Source organism: Albimonas marina (genome assembly GCF_029223255.1).
In the GTDB taxonomy this organism is placed as follows: Bacteria; Pseudomonadota; Alphaproteobacteria; order Rhodobacterales; family Rhodobacteraceae; genus Albimonas.
In genome coordinates this window covers 587,320-604,516 of the sequence record NZ_JARHUC010000004.1, presented here as the reverse complement: position 1 = coordinate 604,516, position 17,197 = coordinate 587,320, and the positions used below count along the sequence as shown (strand labels likewise).

14 protein-coding genes are annotated in these 17,197 nt (G+C 73.0%); 3 read left to right on the top strand and 11 right to left on the bottom strand.

Annotated elements, in window-relative coordinates:
- Nucleotides 1–57: 57 nt before the first annotated feature.
- From P2H44_RS14245 to P2H44_RS14190, 11 genes are all read right to left on the bottom strand, one after another.
- Nucleotides 58–1,578, bottom strand: a complete 1,521-nt coding sequence (locus P2H44_RS14245) for a sulfatase-like hydrolase/transferase (protein WP_275764419.1) — start codon at nt 1,576–1,578, stop codon at nt 58–60.
- Complete coding sequence (phnX, locus tag P2H44_RS14240; RefSeq protein ID WP_275764418.1) at nt 1,575–2,357, bottom strand: phosphonoacetaldehyde hydrolase; 783 nt, start codon at nt 2,355–2,357, stop codon at nt 1,575–1,577. The genes P2H44_RS14245 and phnX overlap by 4 nt, the downstream gene beginning before the upstream one ends.
- A 16-nt stretch (nt 2,358–2,373) precedes the next feature.
- Nucleotides 2,374–3,486 carry a TIGR03364 family FAD-dependent oxidoreductase gene (locus tag P2H44_RS14235; protein ID WP_275764417.1) on the bottom strand — a complete coding sequence of 371 codons (1,113 nt, stop codon included), beginning with the start codon at nt 3,484–3,486 and terminating at the stop codon, nt 2,374–2,376.
- A gap of 2 nt (nt 3,487–3,488) precedes the next feature.
- Nucleotides 3,489–4,106, bottom strand: coding sequence for a DapH/DapD/GlmU-related protein (locus tag P2H44_RS14230; RefSeq protein ID WP_275764416.1), 618 nt, complete (start codon nt 4,104–4,106; stop codon nt 3,489–3,491).
- Nucleotides 4,107–6,314 carry a phosphonate ABC transporter, permease protein PhnE gene (gene phnE / locus P2H44_RS25500; RefSeq protein ID WP_345798997.1) on the bottom strand — a complete coding sequence of 736 codons (2,208 nt, stop codon included), beginning with the start codon at nt 6,312–6,314 and terminating at the stop codon, nt 4,107–4,109.
- A gap of 175 nt (nt 6,315–6,489) precedes the next feature.
- On the bottom strand, nt 6,490–7,401 hold the full coding sequence (gene phnD, locus P2H44_RS14215) for a phosphonate ABC transporter substrate-binding protein (protein ID WP_275764415.1): 912 nt from the start codon (nt 7,399–7,401) through the stop codon (nt 6,490–6,492).
- A gap of 91 nt (nt 7,402–7,492) precedes the next feature.
- Entirely contained in the window at nt 7,493–8,314 is an 822-nt protein-coding gene (phnC, locus tag P2H44_RS14210; protein ID WP_275764599.1) for a phosphonate ABC transporter ATP-binding protein, read from the bottom strand.
- Nucleotides 8,315–8,733: 419 nt separating this feature from the next.
- Nucleotides 8,734–10,668, bottom strand: a complete 1,935-nt coding sequence (gene mutL / locus P2H44_RS14205; protein WP_275764414.1) for a DNA mismatch repair endonuclease MutL — start codon at nt 10,666–10,668, stop codon at nt 8,734–8,736.
- Nucleotides 10,669–11,432: 764 nt separating this feature from the next.
- Nucleotides 11,433–12,533, bottom strand: coding sequence for an NAD(P)/FAD-dependent oxidoreductase (locus tag P2H44_RS14200; RefSeq protein WP_275764413.1), 1,101 nt, complete (start codon nt 12,531–12,533; stop codon nt 11,433–11,435).
- A gap of 11 nt (nt 12,534–12,544) precedes the next feature.
- Nucleotides 12,545–13,537: a 4-(cytidine 5'-diphospho)-2-C-methyl-D-erythritol kinase gene (locus tag P2H44_RS14195; RefSeq protein ID WP_275764412.1), complete on the bottom strand. Its 993-nt coding sequence runs from the start codon at nt 13,535–13,537 to the stop codon at nt 12,545–12,547.
- Nucleotides 13,527–15,299, bottom strand: coding sequence for a tetratricopeptide repeat protein (locus P2H44_RS14190; protein ID WP_275764411.1), 1,773 nt, complete (start codon nt 15,297–15,299; stop codon nt 13,527–13,529). Before P2H44_RS14190 ends, P2H44_RS14195 begins: the two co-directional genes overlap by 11 nt.
- Before the next feature lie 166 nt (nt 15,300–15,465).
- Between P2H44_RS14190 and P2H44_RS14185 the strand changes: the two genes are divergently transcribed.
- From P2H44_RS14185 to P2H44_RS14175, 3 genes are all read left to right on the top strand, one after another.
- On the top strand, nt 15,466–15,822 hold the full coding sequence (locus tag P2H44_RS14185; RefSeq protein WP_275764410.1) for a hypothetical protein: 357 nt from the start codon (nt 15,466–15,468) through the stop codon (nt 15,820–15,822).
- Between the two features lie 38 nt (nt 15,823–15,860).
- Nucleotides 15,861–16,328, top strand: a complete 468-nt coding sequence (lspA, locus tag P2H44_RS14180) for a signal peptidase II (RefSeq protein WP_275764408.1) — start codon at nt 15,861–15,863, stop codon at nt 16,326–16,328.
- 66 nt (nt 16,329–16,394) lie between these two features.
- Nucleotides 16,395–17,015 (top strand): DUF3035 domain-containing protein, encoded by a 621-nt coding sequence (locus P2H44_RS14175; protein WP_275764407.1) that lies wholly within the window; start codon nt 16,395–16,397, stop codon nt 17,013–17,015.
- The last annotated feature ends 182 nt before the right edge of the window (nt 17,016–17,197 follow it).

Sequence of the window (17,197 nt, the reverse complement as noted above, 5' to 3'; positions counted from 1 at the left end):
CGCAGAAACGCCCCGGGATCGCTCCCGGGGCGTTTCGCGTTTCAGGCGGTGCGGCCCTCAGACCCCGACGGCGAGATGCGCCTTGCCGCGGCCGGAGCGGGCGAGGCGGCGGCGCAGCATCGCCTCGGTCAGCCTCGCCACCAGCTCGGGCATCTGGGGGGCGAGGTTGGTGGTCTCCTCCGGGTCCGTCTCAATGTCGAAGAGCATCGGGGGGAGGCTTTCGGCGGCGAAGCGGACCAGGCGCCAGCGGCCCTCGCGCAGGATCACGGCGCCGGAGTCCTCGAGGCCCGTGCCCCAATGGCGCTGGAAGCGGGTGGCGCGGCCCTCGGGCTCGGCGAAGTCGATCTCCATCAGGGCGCCGGTGCGCCAGTCCGCAGGCGTCTCGCCGTCGAGCCACGGGGTGAGCGCGCGGCCGTCCCAGGGGGCGGGGGCCTCGCGGCCCGCCAACGTCAGGAGGGTGGGGGCGAGGTCGACGCTCTCGGTGAACGCCTCCACCCGGCGGCCGGCCTGCGCCTTGCGGCGGGGGTCGCGGATCAACAGGGGGATGTGGAAAGCCTTCTCGAAGACCGCGTGCTTGCCCCACAGGCGGCCGTCGCCCAGCATCTCGCCATGGTCGCCGGTGAAGACCACCACGGTCCGCTCCGCCTGTCCGGTGGAGTCGAGCCAGTCGAGCAGGCGGCCGACGTGGTGATCCAGCTCCGCCACGAGGCCGAGGTAGACGGCGCGCAGCTGCTGCGCCGTCTCGACCGGCAGGCCCTCGCAGTCGCCGTTGAAGCCCATCCACAGGCCGAAGGAGTTCCGCTCGGAGAACCAGGCCTCGGTGAACGGATGCTCGGCGCGGTCCTCGCCCGGCAGGGGGATCGCGTCGGGGGAGACGGCCTCGTTCCACGGCGCGGGGGCCACGAAGGGCGGGTGCGGGCGGATGTAGGTCAGGTGCGCCGTCCAGGGGTGGTCCCGGCGCGCGTCGAGATGGGCGAGGGTCAGGTCGGTCAGCAGCGCGGTGTCGCTGTCCTCGGCCTTGTAGAGGGCCGGGCCGGTGATCCGGCCGCCCTGCGGGAGATACAGCTCGAACAGGCGCTGGGGCAGCGGGCGGGGGAGGTCGTAGCCCTTCGCGATCAGGTGCGCGAGCCAGGTGTACGGGCTCTCGAACCGCATCTCGACGATCTCGCGGAAGCCCGGCAGCAGGCCCTCGTAGGAGGCGAGCGCGGGGTCGGCGGGGTCGAAAGCATCGGGATCGGGGGTGGCGTCGGTGTAGCCGAAGAGGAGGGGCTCGCGCCCCGCCTTCCGCCACTCCTTGGCGAGGTTCGTCAGGCTCGCGTCCAGGGGCGTGCCGTTGCGCAGGCTGCCGTGGTTGAAGGCGTAGAGGCCGGTCAGCAGGCTCGCGCGCGCCGGGCCGCAGGGGGCGGTGACGGTGAAGTGGTTGTCGAAGCTGACGGACTCGGCCGCCAGCCGGTCGAGGTTGGGCGTGGGGACCAGCCCCGCCAGCCGGCCCCTCAGCACGTCGGCGCGCAGCTGGTCGGCGGTGATGAAGAGGATGTTGAGATCGGAGGGGGCGAGGTCGCCCTCCCCGCCGCTCACCCCTCGGCCTCCAGCGTCTCGATCAGGGCGGGCAGGTCGGCGACCGTGTCGATGACGTGATGGGCGCCCGCCGCGCGCAGGATGCCGGCGGCCTTGGCCCGCAGGGCGTCGCGCTCGTCCTCGGGAAGGGCGGCGAGGTCCTCGGGCGTCAGGCCGGCGATATTGCCCGACAGCGCCACGCCCACGGTGACGGCCCCCACCGCCACGCCCTCGGCGATGCCCGGCTCGGTGTCGTCGACCTTGAGGACCTTCGCGCCCTCGGGCAGGCCCATCTGGGCGAAGGCGGCCTGCATCTGCTCGGGCCCCGGGCGGCCGCCGGTCACGTCGTCGGCGCAGACGATGCATTCCGGCGAGAACCCCTGCTCGGCGGCCACGGGGATCACGCCCTTCATGATCGAGCGGACGTAGCCGGTGGTGGAGCCGACGCGGATGCCCTTCGCCGCCAGCGCATCGAGCGTCGCCTTCGCGCCCGGAACCAGGGTGGCGTACTTGGGCGCCACGGCCTCGTTCATCGGCACGAAGATGGCGTAGACCTCGTCGACGTCGGCCTCGGTCGGGGCGCGGCCGTGCTCGGCCTCCCATTGGGCCCTGATCGAGGGCATCGCCATCATCGCCTGGATGTGGGCCCGCTTGGGAGAGCCCATGGGGCCGCGGGCCTCCTCGATGGTGGCGGTCACGCCGAACCTGGCGAAGGCCTCGACGAAGACGCCCATCGGGGCGAAGGAGCCGAAGTCGATCATCGTCCCGGCCCAGTCGAAGATGGCGGCGTCGAATTTCATGGGGCGGCTCCGAAGGTCAGGAAAACAGGGCGGCGACGGTCTCCTCGCCGATCGCGAACGAGGTCGAGGCGCCGCAGCCGGCGGTGACGATGCACACCCGCGTGGCGTCGTCGGGCGCGTCGGTCAGGCGCCAGCGGTCGGGCGCCGAGGCGTAGGTGCCCAGCCAGCGCTCGGTCACCGCGTAGGGGCCGAGGTCGAGGGCCGCCTCCATCTCCCCCAGCATCAGCTGGTCAACCTGGGTCGAGGAGAACGGGTCGGGCGTATCCGCGTAGTGGTGGCTGTCGCCGACCACCAGCGAGCCGTCCTCGGACTGCACCACGATCAGGTGGACGCCGTTGGAGCGGTGATTGGGCTGCTCGGCGTCGAGGATGGTCTTCAGGGCCTGCGCCTCGGGCAGCTCGGCGTAGCCGAGGTAGCGGGCGAGGCCGAGGTCGGACATCACCGCGGCGCCCAGCTCGAAGCGCCGCGAGGGCGCCACGCGCAGCATCTGCAGCTTGCAGCGCGTCAGGCCGTAGGGCTTCAGGCGCTCGGCGAAGGGGCCGGTGTAGTCGTCGCCGGGGCACAGGATCACCGTCTCCGCCTCGATCACGCCGCGGGAGGTCTCGATCCGCGGCGCCTCGACGGCGTGAACCTCGGTCAGCCAGCGGAACTCGACCCCGTGGGCTTGGGAGAGCCAGGCGGCCAGTTTTGGAATCGCGGTCTTGGACTCGACGCGGAACTCGAGCGGCGAGTGCAGCGCGGCGGTCACGCGGTCGGAGACGGGGGCGAGTTCGGCGGCCTCGGCGCGGGTCAAGCGGCGGCACTCGGCGCCCATCTCGGTGGCGAGGAAGGCGTCGATCACGGCCTCGGCCTCGGGGCGGCGGGCGGTGACCAGCATGCCGGGGTGGTGGATGCCGATGCCGGCCTGGGGGGCGACCTCGGCCCAGACGTCGCGGGCGCGGCGCGCCATGGTCCAGCAGTCGCCGGCCTGCTGGCCGTTCACGGTGACGAAGCCGAAGTTGCGGATCGAGGCGCCGTTGGCCTGGGCGTCGCGCTCGATCACCACCACGCGCTTGCCCAGCCGGGCGGCCGCCAGCGCATGGGCCAGCCCCAGGATCCCCGCGCCGACCACGGCGACGTCATAGCTCATGCTCAGGCCCGTTCGTACTTTTCGAGAAACGCCTCGACGGGGAGGCTGCGGAAGTCGTCGAGCCTAGCGCGGAGCGTGGCGTGATCCCAGTCCCACCAGGCGAGCGCCAGCAGGCGCTCGGCCACCCGCGCGGGGAAGCGGGGCTTGATCTCGGAGGCCGCCACCCCGCCCACGATCGTGTAGGGGGCGACGTCCCTGGTCACCACCGCGCCGGCAGCGACGATGGCGCCGGTTCCGACGGTCACGCCCGGCATGATGATGGCGTTGTAGCCGAACCAGGTGTCATGGCCGATGGTCACGCCGTTGCGCCTGCGTTCCTCGAACACCTCCGCCTCGTCCTGCGCGTCGTCCCAGTAGTTCGAGGCGCGATACATGAAATGGTGCAGCGAGGCGCGCTGGTAGGGGTGGTTGGTGGGGCAGATCCGGCAGCCCGAGGCGATGTTGGCGAACTTGCCGATGCGCGAATAGGCGATCTCGTTCCGGCCGGCGCAGTAGGAATAGTCGCCGAAGTCGACCTCCAGCAGCCAGGAGCCGGCCATCACCTCGGTATAGGCCCCGAGGCGGCTGTCGATCACCCGGCTGGTGGGGTCGATCCAGGGGCTCTCGCTCAGCCGCGCCATTCAGCTCTCCCGCGCCTCCTTGCCCTGGATCAGGCGGCGGCGGAGCCAGCCGGACAGGGCGTCCATCGCGAACACCACCAAGATCGTCAGGACGATGATGTAAAGCGTGTTCTCCCAGTCGCGGGAGGTGCGCATCGTCTCGACCAGCATCAGGCCGATGCCCCCCGCGCCCAGCGCGCCGATCACGGTGGCCGAGCGGGTGTTGGACTCGAGGTAGTAGAGCGCCTGGCTCAGGAACACCGGCAGGATCTGCGGCAGCACCCCGAAGCGGTAGCGCTGGAGCTGGGAGGCGCCGGTGGAATGCACCCCCTCGATCTGCTTGTCGTCCACGTTCTCCAGCGCCTCGGAGAAGAGCTTGCCGAGGGAGCCCGTGTCGGTGAAGGCGATGGCGAGCGCGCCGGTCAGGGGCCCGAGGCCGAAGGCGCGGATGAAGATCAGCGACCAGATCAGCATGTCGATGCCGCGCAGCAGGTCGAAGAGGCGCCGCACGCCGAAGCGGATCGCGAGGCTGGGGGTGAAGTTGGCGGCGGCGAGGAAGGCCAGCGGCAGGCCCACGAAGGCCGCTACCAGCGTGCCCAGCAGGGCCATCATGATCGTCTCGAGCAGGGCCTTGAAGACCTCGCCGTGCTGCCAGTCCGGGTTGCCCCAGAACTGGTCGAAGACGAAGGCGGCGTTGGACATCGCGGGGTCGATGCGATCCTCGGACCAAGCGAGCGACCACACCTCTCCGGCGGACATCCCCCAGAGGGGAGAGCGGAACGGGAACCAGAAGTTCTCCCAGCCCCAGTGGTAGCGGTGGATCTCGAACTTGGCGCGGGAGGCCTGGACGCGCTTGCCGATCTCGGGGCGCATGTCGAATTTCACCGGGTCGGTGCGAAGCCACTCGGGCTGCGGGCCGGCGGGCAGGTCGTAGACCAGCTCGCGCTCCTGCGCGGTGACGACGACGGTCCCGTAGCCGGGGATCTCGACCGTCATGCGGGGGCCGTCGAGGGCGACGAAATAGCCGTCGCCCAGGTCCACGTCCCAGGTCCCGCCCTGCACGCGCACCCAGTCGGGCAGCGCGTCGGGGGCGTAGGTGGCGGTGCGCTCGCCCTCGATGGCGACCTCGACCTCGCCGGTGCGCAGGCTCTCCTCGACATGGGTCTTGTACATGACCGAGTCGGTGGCGAGGATCGCCGCCCGCTCCGGCCGCGCCGAGGCGATCAGGCCCGAGACGTCGAAGGCGACCCAGGCGTAGGCGAGGTAGCCCAGCGCCAGCGCGGGCGCGAGCATGGTCAGCAGGGCGCGCCGGCGCACCATGGCGCGGGTGCGGGCGACGCGGTTCTCATGACCATGGGCGGTCTGGGCCTCGGTCTCCTCGCCCTGGCCCTGCCGGCCGGCGAGGCGGGCGCGGCCCCAGGAGCTCAGCTGGTCGATCAGGAAGATCGAGACGATCAGCAGCACGAAGAGCGCGATGGTCTCGTCGCCCGAGCCCTGGCCCCAGCCGATGGTGCGGCGCAGCTCGGTCCCGATGCCGCCGGCGCCCACGAAGCCCAGGATGGCAGAGGCGCGCACGTTGATCTCGAGCCGCAGCAGGAAATAGCTCAGCCAGTTCGGCGCCACCTGCGGGATCACCCCGTAGCGGATCCGCTGGAACCACGACGCGCCGGAGGAGGCGAGCCCCTCCATCGGCTTCACGTCGATGTTCTCGTTGACCTCCGAGAAGAGTTTTCCCAGCGCGCCGACGGTGTGGAAGGCCACCGCGATCATCGCCGGAACGGGCGAGGTCCCGAGGACGAAGATCAGGAACAGCGCGATGATCAGCTCGGGGAAGGCCCGCATCACGTCCAGCGTGCGGCGGATCGGAATGCGCAGCCAGGCCGGCGCGCCCAGGTTCGGCGTCGCGGCCAGCGACAGGACCGAGGCGCCGAGCCCGCCCAGCAGGGTCGCCGCCACCGCGATGTTCAGCGTCTCGATCAGCGCGGGCAGGAAGCCCCACATCAGCTCGAGCATGCCGACCAGCCCCGTCTCCCACGCCTCGGCGAGGAGCCCCGCGGGATAGTCGAAGAACTGCCCGATGCCGTTCCAGAAGGACCCGGAGTTCATCGAGTTCGACAGGTCGAACCCCGCGATCAGCACCGCGGCGACGATCAGGACCGCGAGGCCCGAATACATCTGCCGCCGGCGGGTCTGCCGGACGATCTCGGATTCCAGGTCCGCAAGGGTCATGGGGGCCTCGGGGCTGCGATGGTGGGAAGGGGGCGCCCCGGACGCGATCCGGGGCCGCTCGCGGCCGGCCCCGGGGAGCCCCGGGCCAGGCCCGGGGCGCCCGCGGGATGGGCGGCGCGCAAGAGACGAGGCCCCGGATGAGCTCCGGGGCCTCGGGATCAGGCCTGGGCCTGGATCACTCGGATTTCGACTTGCGGGCGTCGATGATCGAGAGATAGGCGTCGTGGGTGATCGGCATGAAGCCCTTCGCCTCGCCGGCCATCACGCCGTAGGCGCACTCGGGGTCCATCGACTCGAGCGAGGCCATCAGCGCGGTCATCTTCAGCTTCACGTCCTCGGGCAGGCCCTTGGCGAGCACGACCGGACCCTCGGGGATCTGCTTCGAGGTCCAGATCTGCACCATCTCGGTCATGTCGACGAGGCCCGCGTCCACCGCCTTGCGCAGGGCGCCGGAGTTGTAGCCGTCCTCCCACTCGCCCAGGCCGTCGGCCCAGGTCACGCCGGCGTCGATGTCGCCGTTGTACACCGCGACGATGGTCTGCTCATGCCCGCCGGTGAACACGACGTCCGAGAAATACTCGCCCGGCTTCATCGAGTAGCCCGAGGCGGGGATCTCGATGGAGGGGATCAGGTAGCCGGAGGTCGAGTTCGGGTCGCCGAAGCCGAAGGTCTTGCCCTTCATGTCGTCGAGCGAGGCGATGCCGCTGTCCGCCCGGGCGAAGCCGATGGAATAGTAGCCGTAGGAGCCGTCGTTGTTGACCTTGACCAGCACCGGCTCCACCGCCTCGGGGTCGGTGAGGTAGACCTTGGCGTAGCCCGAGGCGCCCAGCCAGGCCATGTCCAGGTTGCCGCCCAGCAGGCCCTCGATCACGCCGTTGTAGTCGGCGGGGGCGAAGAGCTTCGTGGGCACGCCCAGCAGGGCCTCGGTCTTCTCGCGCAGGCACTCGTTCGAGCGCATGCGGTCCGAGGCGTTCTCGCCGCCCAGCAGGCCGATGCGGAATTCGGTGATCTCCTGCGCGGAGGCGGCCGTGAAGGAGAGCGGGGCGAGCGTGGCGGCCGCGAGCGCGGCGAGCGCGATGGTCTTCATGGTCTGGTCCCTCGGAATGCGTCCCCGGCGGGGATCGTGCGGGTGGAGGTTCGGGTCTCGGGCGCCCTCGGGCCGCGGGCGCGGCGCAGGCTCAGCCCGGAACGGAGACGGCGCTGCGGCCGGCCTCCGATGGGAAGGGGGTCGAGAGGCTGGTCGAGGTCGTGGCCTCGGAGAACTCGGCCCCCGCCCCGTAGATCTCGCGGGCCATGGACTCGGTCAGCAGCTCGGCCGGCCCGTCGAAGACGATGCGGCCCGCGCGCATGCCGATCACCCGGTCGCAATAGCGCCGCGCGGTGTCGAGCGTGTGCAGGTTGCAGATCACCGTCAGCCCCTGCTCGACGTGGATGCGGCGCAGGGCGTCCATCACCACCTGGGCGTTGAGCGGATCGAGCGAGGCGATGGGCTCGTCGGCGAGCACGAACTTCGGGTCCTGCATCAGCGCCCGCGCGATGGCGACCCGCTGCTGCTGCCCGCCCGAGAGCGCCTCGGCGCGCTTGAGCGCGTGCTCGGCGATCCCCAGCCGGTCGAGATGCGCCAGCGCCTGGCGCACGTCGTCCTCGGAAAAGACGTTGAAGGCGGAGGCGAGCGCCGAATGCCCGTTCAGCCGCCCCAGCATCACGTTGGTCACCACGTCGAGCCGCGGCACCAGGTTGAACTGCTGGAAGATCATCGCGCAGTCGCGCCGCCACCGGCGCAGGGCCGCGCCCTTCAGGGTCAGGACGTCGGTCCCCTCGACCAGGATGCGCCCGGAGGTGGCGGGCGTCAGGCGGTTGATCATGCGCAGGAGCGTCGACTTGCCGGCGCCCGAGCGGCCGATGATCCCGATCATCGCGGGCTTCTCGACCTTGATCTCGGCGGCGTTCACCGCGGTCGCGGCGCCGAAGGTCTTGGTGAGCGACTCGATCTTCAACAGCATTCGCGGCTCCCGTTGCGCTGGGGGCCGTCTAAGGGCGTTCGGCGACAGTCGGCCGACGGTTCCGATTCAGTTTTGCGACAATCGCCCCCGCCGCCGCCCGCGCCCCCGCAGGTCTCCCTCGCGAAGCGCCTGTTCTCCGGAGCCGTCTCTCGCTGATGCCGTAAAGAGCGACTCGGCGGGAGGGGTCAGGGATCGCGAAGCGACCCGCGCTTGCGCGGGCTTGTCCTTGACCCCTCCCGACGAGTCGCTCAGGCATCTTCAGCGAGAGACGGATCCGGAGGACGGGCGCGGCCCTGTTCTTGGGTGAGTCAGGAGCCCGCCGGAGGCTCCCGCCCTCCCCGATCCGGGCGCGCCCCACGCAAGAGGCCCAAGCCCGCCCGCAGGGCGCCTCCGTCCCCGCCTCCCCGCGCCGCTCGTCAGCGCCGCCCGAACAGCTTCTCGATCTGGGCGAGCGTCAGCGTCACGTAGGTCGGGCGGCCGTGGTTGCACTGGCCCGACATCGGCGTCGCCTCCATCTCGCGCAGCAGCGCGTTCATCTCCGCCGCCCCCATTCGCCGGCCCGAGCGGACCGAGCCGTGGCAGGCCATGCGCGAGAGCACCGCGTCGAGCCGCGCGCGCACCGCCGCCGTCTCGCCCTCCTCGGCCAGTTCGTCGGCCACGTCGCGCAGCAGGGCGGCGGCGTCGGGGGTTCCGAGCTCCGCCGGCGTCTCGCGCACGGCGAGCGCGCCGGGGCCGAAGGGCTCGATCACCAGGCCCAGCTCGGCCAGCGTGTCCGCGGCGCCCAGCAGGCGCTCGGCGTCGTCTGCGGGCAGTTCGACGATCTCGGGGATCAGCAGGGCCTGGCGGCGCACGCCGGCCTCGGCCGCCTGGCGCTTCAGGCGTTCGTAGACCAGGCGCTCGTGGGCGGCGTGCTGGTCGACGATGACCATGCCGTCGCGGGTCTGGGCGACGATGTAGTTCTCGTGCAGCTGGGCCCGCGCGACGCCCAGCGGCAGGTCCTCGGCGGCCTCGTCCGGCTCGGGCGCGGGCTCGGCGCGGGCGGCGCGCCAGGCCATCGGGTCCTCGGAGAGGCCGGGCTGCGCCTCGGGGGCCGGCGGAGTCCAGCGGTTCTCCCACGCCGGCGTGGCGGCGGCCCCGGGCGCCTGGAAGTCGTAGGCGCGGCGCACTTCGGCGGCCGAGGGGCGGTCCATCCGCGGGCCCCAGCCGGTCAGGCGCGGGGCGGCGGGGCTCTCGCTCTCCGCGCGGAAGGCGCCCAGCGCGGCGTCGCCCACGGTCGAGGAGGCGCGATGCCCGCCCTCCGCCAGCGCATGGCGCAGGGCCGAGACCACCAGCCCCCGCGCCACGCCGGGTTCGCGGAAGCGCACCTCGGTCTTGGCGGGGTGCACGTTCACGTCCACGAGCTGCGGATCGCACTCGATGTAGAGCGCCGCGGCCGGGTGGCGGCCGGAGTGGAGCACGTCCATGTAGGCGGCTCTCAGGGCCCCGGTCAGCAGCTTGTCGCGCACCGGGCGGCCGTTGACGAACAGGAACTGCGCCACCGCCGCGCCGCGCGAATAGGTGGGCAGGCCGGCAAGGCCCACGAGGCGCAGCCCCTCGCGCTCGGCCTCGATCTCGAGCGCGTTGTCGGTGAACTCGCGCCCCATCACCCGCGCCAGCCGGGCCCGGCGGGCGAGGCGCGCCTCCCCCGGCTCGGGGTCGGCGCGGAACAGGACGCGGCCTTCGGGCGAGGCCTTGGCCGCGGTCTCGGAGACGTCGCGCAGCACGAAGCCGACGCCGGGCGCGGCCATGGCGAGGCGGCGGACCATGTCGGCCACCGCCTGGGTCTCGGCCCGGTCGGTGCGCAGGAACTTCAGCCGCGCGGGGGTGGCGTGGAACAGGTCGCGCGCCTCGACCACCGTGCCGCGGGCAAGCGCCGCGGGCGCCGGCGCGCCCAGCCGCCCGGCGTCGCAGCGCAGGGTCCAGGCCTCCTCCGCGCCCTCGGCCCGCGAGGTCAGCGTCAGGCGCGAGACCGCCCCGATCGAGGGCAGCGCCTCGCCCCGGAAGCCGAAGCTGCGGATGTCGAGCAGGTCCGCCCCGTCGGTCTTCGAGGTCGCGTGCCGCTCCAGCGCCAGCGCCAGCTGGTCGGCGGGGATGCCATGGCCGTCGTCGGTCACCCGGATCAGGGTGCGCCCGCCGTCGGCGATCGCGATCTCGATCCGCCGGGCGCCGGCGTCGAGGCTGTTCTCCGCCAGCTCCTTCACCGCGGAGGCGGGACGCTCCACCACCTCGCCGGCGGCGATGCGGTTCTGGGCGGATTCGTCCAGCCGCTGGATCGGTCGATTTTTCGAGATATAGGGGCTGGGAGCATTCATGCCCCAAGGGGTAGCATGACCGGGTCGAGTCGGGAAGCGGGCGCCGCCGGTGGGAGGGCGCCTGCGGACCGGCGCGGGCGTGGCGCACAGGGCGGGCCGTGCGGCTGGGTGGTCCGTGCGTGGTCCTATTTGGCGAAAGCCGGGCGGGGACCGCGCCGCGGCCCGTCGATGGCGAAGCCGTCGCGAGACCGGGTCCGAGCTTGCCTCGGACCGGGCGCAGAAAGCGCCCGGGAGGGGGCGAGTGCGCCGGCCGGCCTCCAGGAGCCCGAGGCCGACGGCCCCGCGCCCGACCCGTTCGATCTCCCCGGCACCCGATCCAATGCCTCGCCGGCCCTCCCCCGCGCGTCCGGCCCGCCGCCCCTCGCCATTCCGAGCGCCGCCTCTGCGCGTCCCGCCCGCCCGGCCATCCCCGCCGTCGCCCCCAGGCGCCCCGGCGCAACGCCCGCCGGCCCGCTTGAAGCGCCTGTTCTCCGGAGCCGTCTCTCGCTGATGCCGTTAAGAGCGACTCGGCGGGAGGGGTCAGGGATCGCGAAGCGACCCCGCGCAAGCGGGGCTTGTCCTTGACCCCTCCCGACGAGTCGCTCAGGCATCTTCAGCGAGAGACGGATCCGGAGGACAGGCGCGGGCCCTGTTCTTGGGTGAGTCAGGAGCCCGCCGGAGGCTCCCGCCCTTCCAGAACCGGGCGCACCCTCAGCCGCCGGCCCAAGCCCGCCCGCAGGGCGCCTGCTTCAAGTGCGCCCCGAACCGGGCGCCGTCGGCGGGCGTCAGGCCGGCATGGCCGTGCCCCGCACCCACTCGCCGATGGCGAGCGAGGAGGTCAGCCCTGGGCTCTCCATCCCGAAGAGGTTCCACAGGCCCGGCACGCCATGGGTCTCGGGGCCGTGCAGGGTGAAGTCGGCGAAGCCGCCGGGGTCCTCGCCGATCTTGGGGCGGATGCCGGCATAGGCCGGCGCCAGCGCCCCGTCGGGCAGGTCCGGCCAGTAGCTGCGGATCGCGTCGTAGAACCGCTCCCCCCGCGCCACGTTCACCGCGTAGTCGACCGTCTCGATCCACTCCACGTCCGGGCCGAAGCGCGCGCGCCCCTGCAGGTCGAGCGTGAGGTGCACGCCCAGGCCGCCCCGCTCGGCCGGGGCGGGGTAGATCAGGCGGGAGAACGGCGTCGCGCCGGTCAGCGAGAAATAGTTGCCCCGCGCCAGCGTCAGCTTCGGCAGCGTCTCCACCGGGTAGCCGCGCAGCGATCCCGCGATGGCGATGGCGTTCAGCGCCGCGCAGTTGACCACCGTGCGCGCGCGTAGGGTCATGCCGGAGGCCTCGATGACGATCCCCGCCTCGCCGACCTCGCCGCCGGTGACCGCGGCCCCCAGCGCCAGCATCGCGCCGTGGTCCTCGGCCTCGCCCTGGTAGGCGAGCATCAGGCCGTGGCTGTCCACGATCCCCGTCTCGGGCGAGAGCAGCGCGCCCTCGGCGCGGAGCGCCGGCTCCATCTCCAGCGTCTCGGCCTTCGACAGGATCCGCATCCCCTCGACCCCGTTCGCCTCGGCCTTGGCCAGCAGGTCGGCGAGCATCGGCAGCTGCTCGGGCTCCGAGGCGACGATCAGCTTGCCGCATTTGCGGTGGGCGACGCCGCGCTCCTCGCAATAGGCGTACATCCGCCGGCGACCCTCGACGCAGAGCCGCGCCTTCAGGCTGTCCCTGGGGTAGTAGATGCCGGCGTGGATGACCTCGGAGTTGCGGCTCGACATCTGGGAGCCGATCAGGGTCTCGGCCTCCAGCACCACCACCTCGCGCCCCGCCAGCGCCATGGCGCGGGCCACCGACAGGCCCACGACGCCCGCCCCGATCACGAGGCAATCGACCTCTTCCATCCGCATCCCCCTCAGGCGCCGGCGCTTCGTCCGGCGGCGGCCCACAGGCCCGAGGCGCGCAGCGCAGCCGCGCCCGCCTCGGCCGAGGCCATGGTTTCGTGAAGGCCGAAGCAGGTGGCGCCGCTGCCCGACATGCGGGCGAGGCGGCAGCCGGGCTGCGCGGCCAGGGTCTCGATCAGGTCGGCGACCGCGGGCGCGACCTCGCGCGCCGGCGGCTCGAGCATGTTGGCGGTGCCCTCCAGCCACGCCGCCAGCGCGCCCGGCGTGGCGAACCCCTCCGCCGGCAGGGCGCAGGGCGCGCCGTCGCGGCGGCGCAGGCGGGCGAAGACCTCGCCCGTGGGCGTGGGGACGCCGGGATTGGCGAGCACGAGGGCGAGCGGCGGGACGCCCGGCGCGGGGCGCACGTCCTCGCCGATGCCGCGCATCAGGGTGGGGACGGGGGCGCGCAGGCAGACCGGCAGGTCGGCGCCCAGCGCGAGGCCGATCTCCGACAGCCGCTCCAGCGACAGGTCCAGGCCCCATTCCCGGTTCAGCAGATGCAGCACGGCCGCGGCGTCCGCCGAGCCGCCCCCCACCCCGCCCGCCGCCGGCAGGACCTTCTCGAGGCTCAGCGCGACGCCCAGCGGCGCGGCGGAACCCGGCCCCCTGCCCGCGGCCTCGGCCAGCGCCAGCGCGGCGCGCAGGGCGAGGTTGCGGGAATCGGCCGGGGCGCCGGAGGCGAAGGGGCCCGTGACCTCGATCGTGAAGGTGCCCGGCGGGGCCGGACGCACGGTCACCCCGTCGGCGACGTCGGGAAAGACGCAGAGGGAATCGAGCAGGTGCAGCCCGTCGTCGCGACGGCCCAGCACGTGCAGGTGCAGGTTGACCTTGGCCCGGGCGCGCGCGGTCGCCGGCCCGGAGCGGGCCGAGCGCGCAGGCCCGCCGGCCGCCGAAGCGGATCCGGCGGCCTCGGGCGCGGGGGCGGAGGGGTCGGCGTCGGCGGGCGCCGTCGCCTCAGCCGCCATCCGCCTTCGGCGCCTCGGCCCCCGCGGTGCGCGGCGGGCCCGACGCCTCCTCGGAGGCGAGCACCGCGTCCAGCCCCTTGGCGAGCTTGGCGCGGATGCGCTGGGCGTCCTTCTCCTCGGGCTCGAAGGACAGGGCGCGGGACCACTGGAACTGCGCCTCGCGCTTGCGCCCGACCATCCACAGGGCGTCGCCGAGGTGGTCGTTGATGATCGGATCGGTGGGCGTCAGCTCCACCGCCCGCTCCAGGTGCGGCACCGCCTCCTCGTATTTCGCGAGGCGATAGAGCACCCAGCCCAGCGAGTCGGTGATGTAGCCGTCGTCGGGGCGCTGCTCGACGGCCTTCTCGATCATCGCCTGCGCCTCGTCGAGGTGCATGTGCATCTCCACCCAGGAATAGCCCAGGTAGTTCAGCACCAGCGGGTTGTCGGGCGACAGCTCCAGCGCCTTCTGGAAGTCGCCCTCGGCGTCGGGCCAGTCGCCGGCACGCTCATGGGCGATTCCGCGCTCGTAGAACACCGACCAGTGGCGCCGCTCGATCGGGTCGATCAGGGCGAGCGCGCGGTCGTAGGCCTCGGTCGATGCGGTCCAGCGCTCGGTCCGGCGCAGGGCGGCGGCGAGGCCGAGCTGGGCGTCGAGCTCCTGCGGGTAGGCGGCCGAGAGGCTTTCCAGAACCACCACCGCCTCGTCCTCGCGCTCCAGCGCCATCAGGCTGTCGGCGCGGCCGAGCTCGGCGGAGATGAACAGCGGCGAGCGGCGGGGGACGACCTGGTAGGCCTCGACCGCGGCCTCCTCCTGCCCCTGCGCGTCGAGCAGGCCCGCGACCAGCAGGCGCGCCTCGTGCAGGTCGGGGCGCAGGGCGAGGGCGATGCGCGCGTAGAGCAGCGCCACGGCCGCGTTGCGGTCCGAGCCCAGCGCCGCGGCGATCGAGAACAGCGCCTCCGCCGTGCCGGCGGCGGGCGTCTGCACCGGCAGGATCGCGGGCTCGCGCTGGTCCATGCGCGCCAGCGCGGCGGCGGCGGTGCGCTCGTCGCGGCTGGTGGCGACCATGCTTTCATAGAGCGCGCGGGCGGCGTCGGCGTCGCCCGTCATCTCCATCACCGCGCCCAGCGCGATGGCGGGGCGGCCGGTGACGGCGCCTTCCTCGCGGGTGCGCTCCAGCGCCTCGCGCGCGCCGTCGAGATCGCCGATCACCGCCCGGGCGAGGCCCAGGTGGTAGTTGCCGAAGAGCTCGCCCATCGCGTCGCCGTCGAGGGAGGAGAACGCCTCCTCCATCGCCTCGCGGTCGCCGCGCCCGGCCTCGGCCCAGCCGCGCATCAGGGCGCCGACCAGGGCGTTCACCCGGCTGGTCTCGTCGCCCAGGATCTCGGCCGCGCCGTCGAAGTCGCCCGAGGCGACGTCGTCGGCGGCCAGCGCCAGCTCGGCGAGCTGGGTGGCGGCGTCGTCCTGCACCATCAGCCGCGCGATCATCGCGGCCCCGCGCAGGTCGCCGGTCAGCAGCTTGAAGCTCATGGTCCGTTCGCGCAGACCCGGATTCTCGGGGTCGCGGGCCAGCGCTGCGGCGAAATAGCGCGCCGCCTCCGCATAGTCGTTGCGCGCCGCGGCGGACTGGGCCGCGAGGTAAGAGCCCGAAAGGGTGGCGGCGGAAGCCTGGGCGCCGAGGGCGACCCCGCATCCCGCCAGCACCAGGCCGATGAAGGCCCCGTTCAGCTTGGCTCGCATCAGGGCGGTCACTCCCATCGCCGGAGACTGGAAGAAGGTCATCGTCGGAACATATCCACGCCGGAGCGCCGCGCCAACTCGCGGAGGGCGCGAAATCTTGACCCGCGGCGCCTCCACGCCGAGGACTCGCCCAAATTTGAACACCGGCTGTCTGTCAGGTACAGGAAGAAACCCGAAGAGGGCGCGACGAACGCGTGACGACGAGGCCATGACCGCGACGAACCGATTCTTGATTGCACTGGCGGCGATAGCGCCGCTGGCGACGGCTCCGCCGGCTCCGGCCGCGCAGGATTCGTTCGTGACCAGCGCCGGGGTTGAGATCCATCTCACGCCGGCGGCGCAATTGTCGTGCAAGCAGCTGCTGGCGAAGATCGACGAGATCGACGCGACCAACTACAGAGGGCTGCGGGCGGGACCGCGCGATCCGCGCGACCGGCGGCTGTTCGAGTACGAGGGCCGCGTCTCCAACCGCTACTATTCCTCCTGCGCATCGTTCGGCGCGAATCCGGCGAGCGCGACCGAGATCCTGCGCGGCGGCTTCAAGCCGCGCGCGGCGAGCAACTGAGACGGCGCTCCGGCGCCGGCGCGAATACCGGAGGGCCCATGCGGGCTGGCGTCGTTCTGGCCGCGGCGATCGCGGCCTTCGCGCTGGATCAGGCTAGCAAGTGGTGGGTGCTGGAGGGGCTCGATCTTCGCGATCGCCTGAGCATCGACATCGCCTCGCCCTTCCTGCGTTTCGTCATGGCCTGGAACACGGGCGCCAACTTCGGCCTGGGGGCCGACGTGGGGCGCGGCGTGTGGATCGCGGCGGCCGTGCTCATCTCCCTCGGCCTCGCGATCTGGTCGCGCCGGATGTCGCATCCCTGGCGGCGGGCCTCGGTCGGGCTGCTGATCGGGGGGGCGCTGGGCAACGCGCTCGACCGCGCGGTGCACGGGGCGGTGTTCGACTTCCTCAACATGAGCTGCTGCGGAATCAGCAATCCATACGCCTTCAACGTGGCCGACGTGTGCATCTTCGCCGGCGCCGCCGGCTTGATCCTGCTCGACGGTTCTGACAAGCAGAGGGCCTGAACGGGCCCCGGCCTCGCCGCCCACGCGCGGCGAAGGCCCCGCCGGGCCGACAGGAGACCGCGGGACATGACTCTTCCGATCGCCCCTTCCGCCGCGCGGACGACGATCCCCGGCGGCGCGCGCCGCCCCCTCGCCGGCCGCCTGCCGCGCGCGGTCGCCCTGCTGGGCGCAGCCGCCGCGCTGGCCGCGTGCAGCGGCGGGCGCGAGGCGATCGGCGACGCGATGGGGCTGAACTACGAATCCCCCAACCCGTTCAACGTCTCGCCCCACGCGCCCCTGCGCCTGCCTCCGAGCTTCGAGACCCTGCCCCCGCCCCAGCCCGGCGAGACCAGCCCGCTGGAGCCGCGCCCGTCCGAGGCCGCGCAGGCCGCGCTGGGCGCCGGCCCCGCCGCGGGCGCCACGGCGCCGACCCCGGGCGAGCTCGCCCTGCTCGACGCCGCCGGGGCCGAGGCCGCGGACCCCACGATCCGCCAGCGCCTGGTGGACGAGGAGCCGCCCGAGAAAGAGAGCATCTACGCGCTCGACAGCATTTTCGGCTACAAGATCAACGATCCGCTGGCGGCCGAGACCCTGGACGCGCGCGACGAGGCCGAGACGCTGCGCACCCAGGGCGCCCCGGCGCCCACGCCGAGCCCCGCCCGGCCCGAGTCGCCCAGCAACGAGATCACCATCCCCCTCGGCGGCTGACCCCGAGCGGCAGGACGATCCCGACGGCCCGCGCCCTTCCCGGCGCGGGCCGTCGCCGTTCCGGGGACGCGCGCGCGCCGGCTCCCGCGGCGAAAACGGGGACGTGAAGCCTGCGCGGCGTCGCGAACCTTGCGCCCGCGGCCCCCGGGCCTAGGTTCGGTCGACCGCCGTCGCCGCGCGCC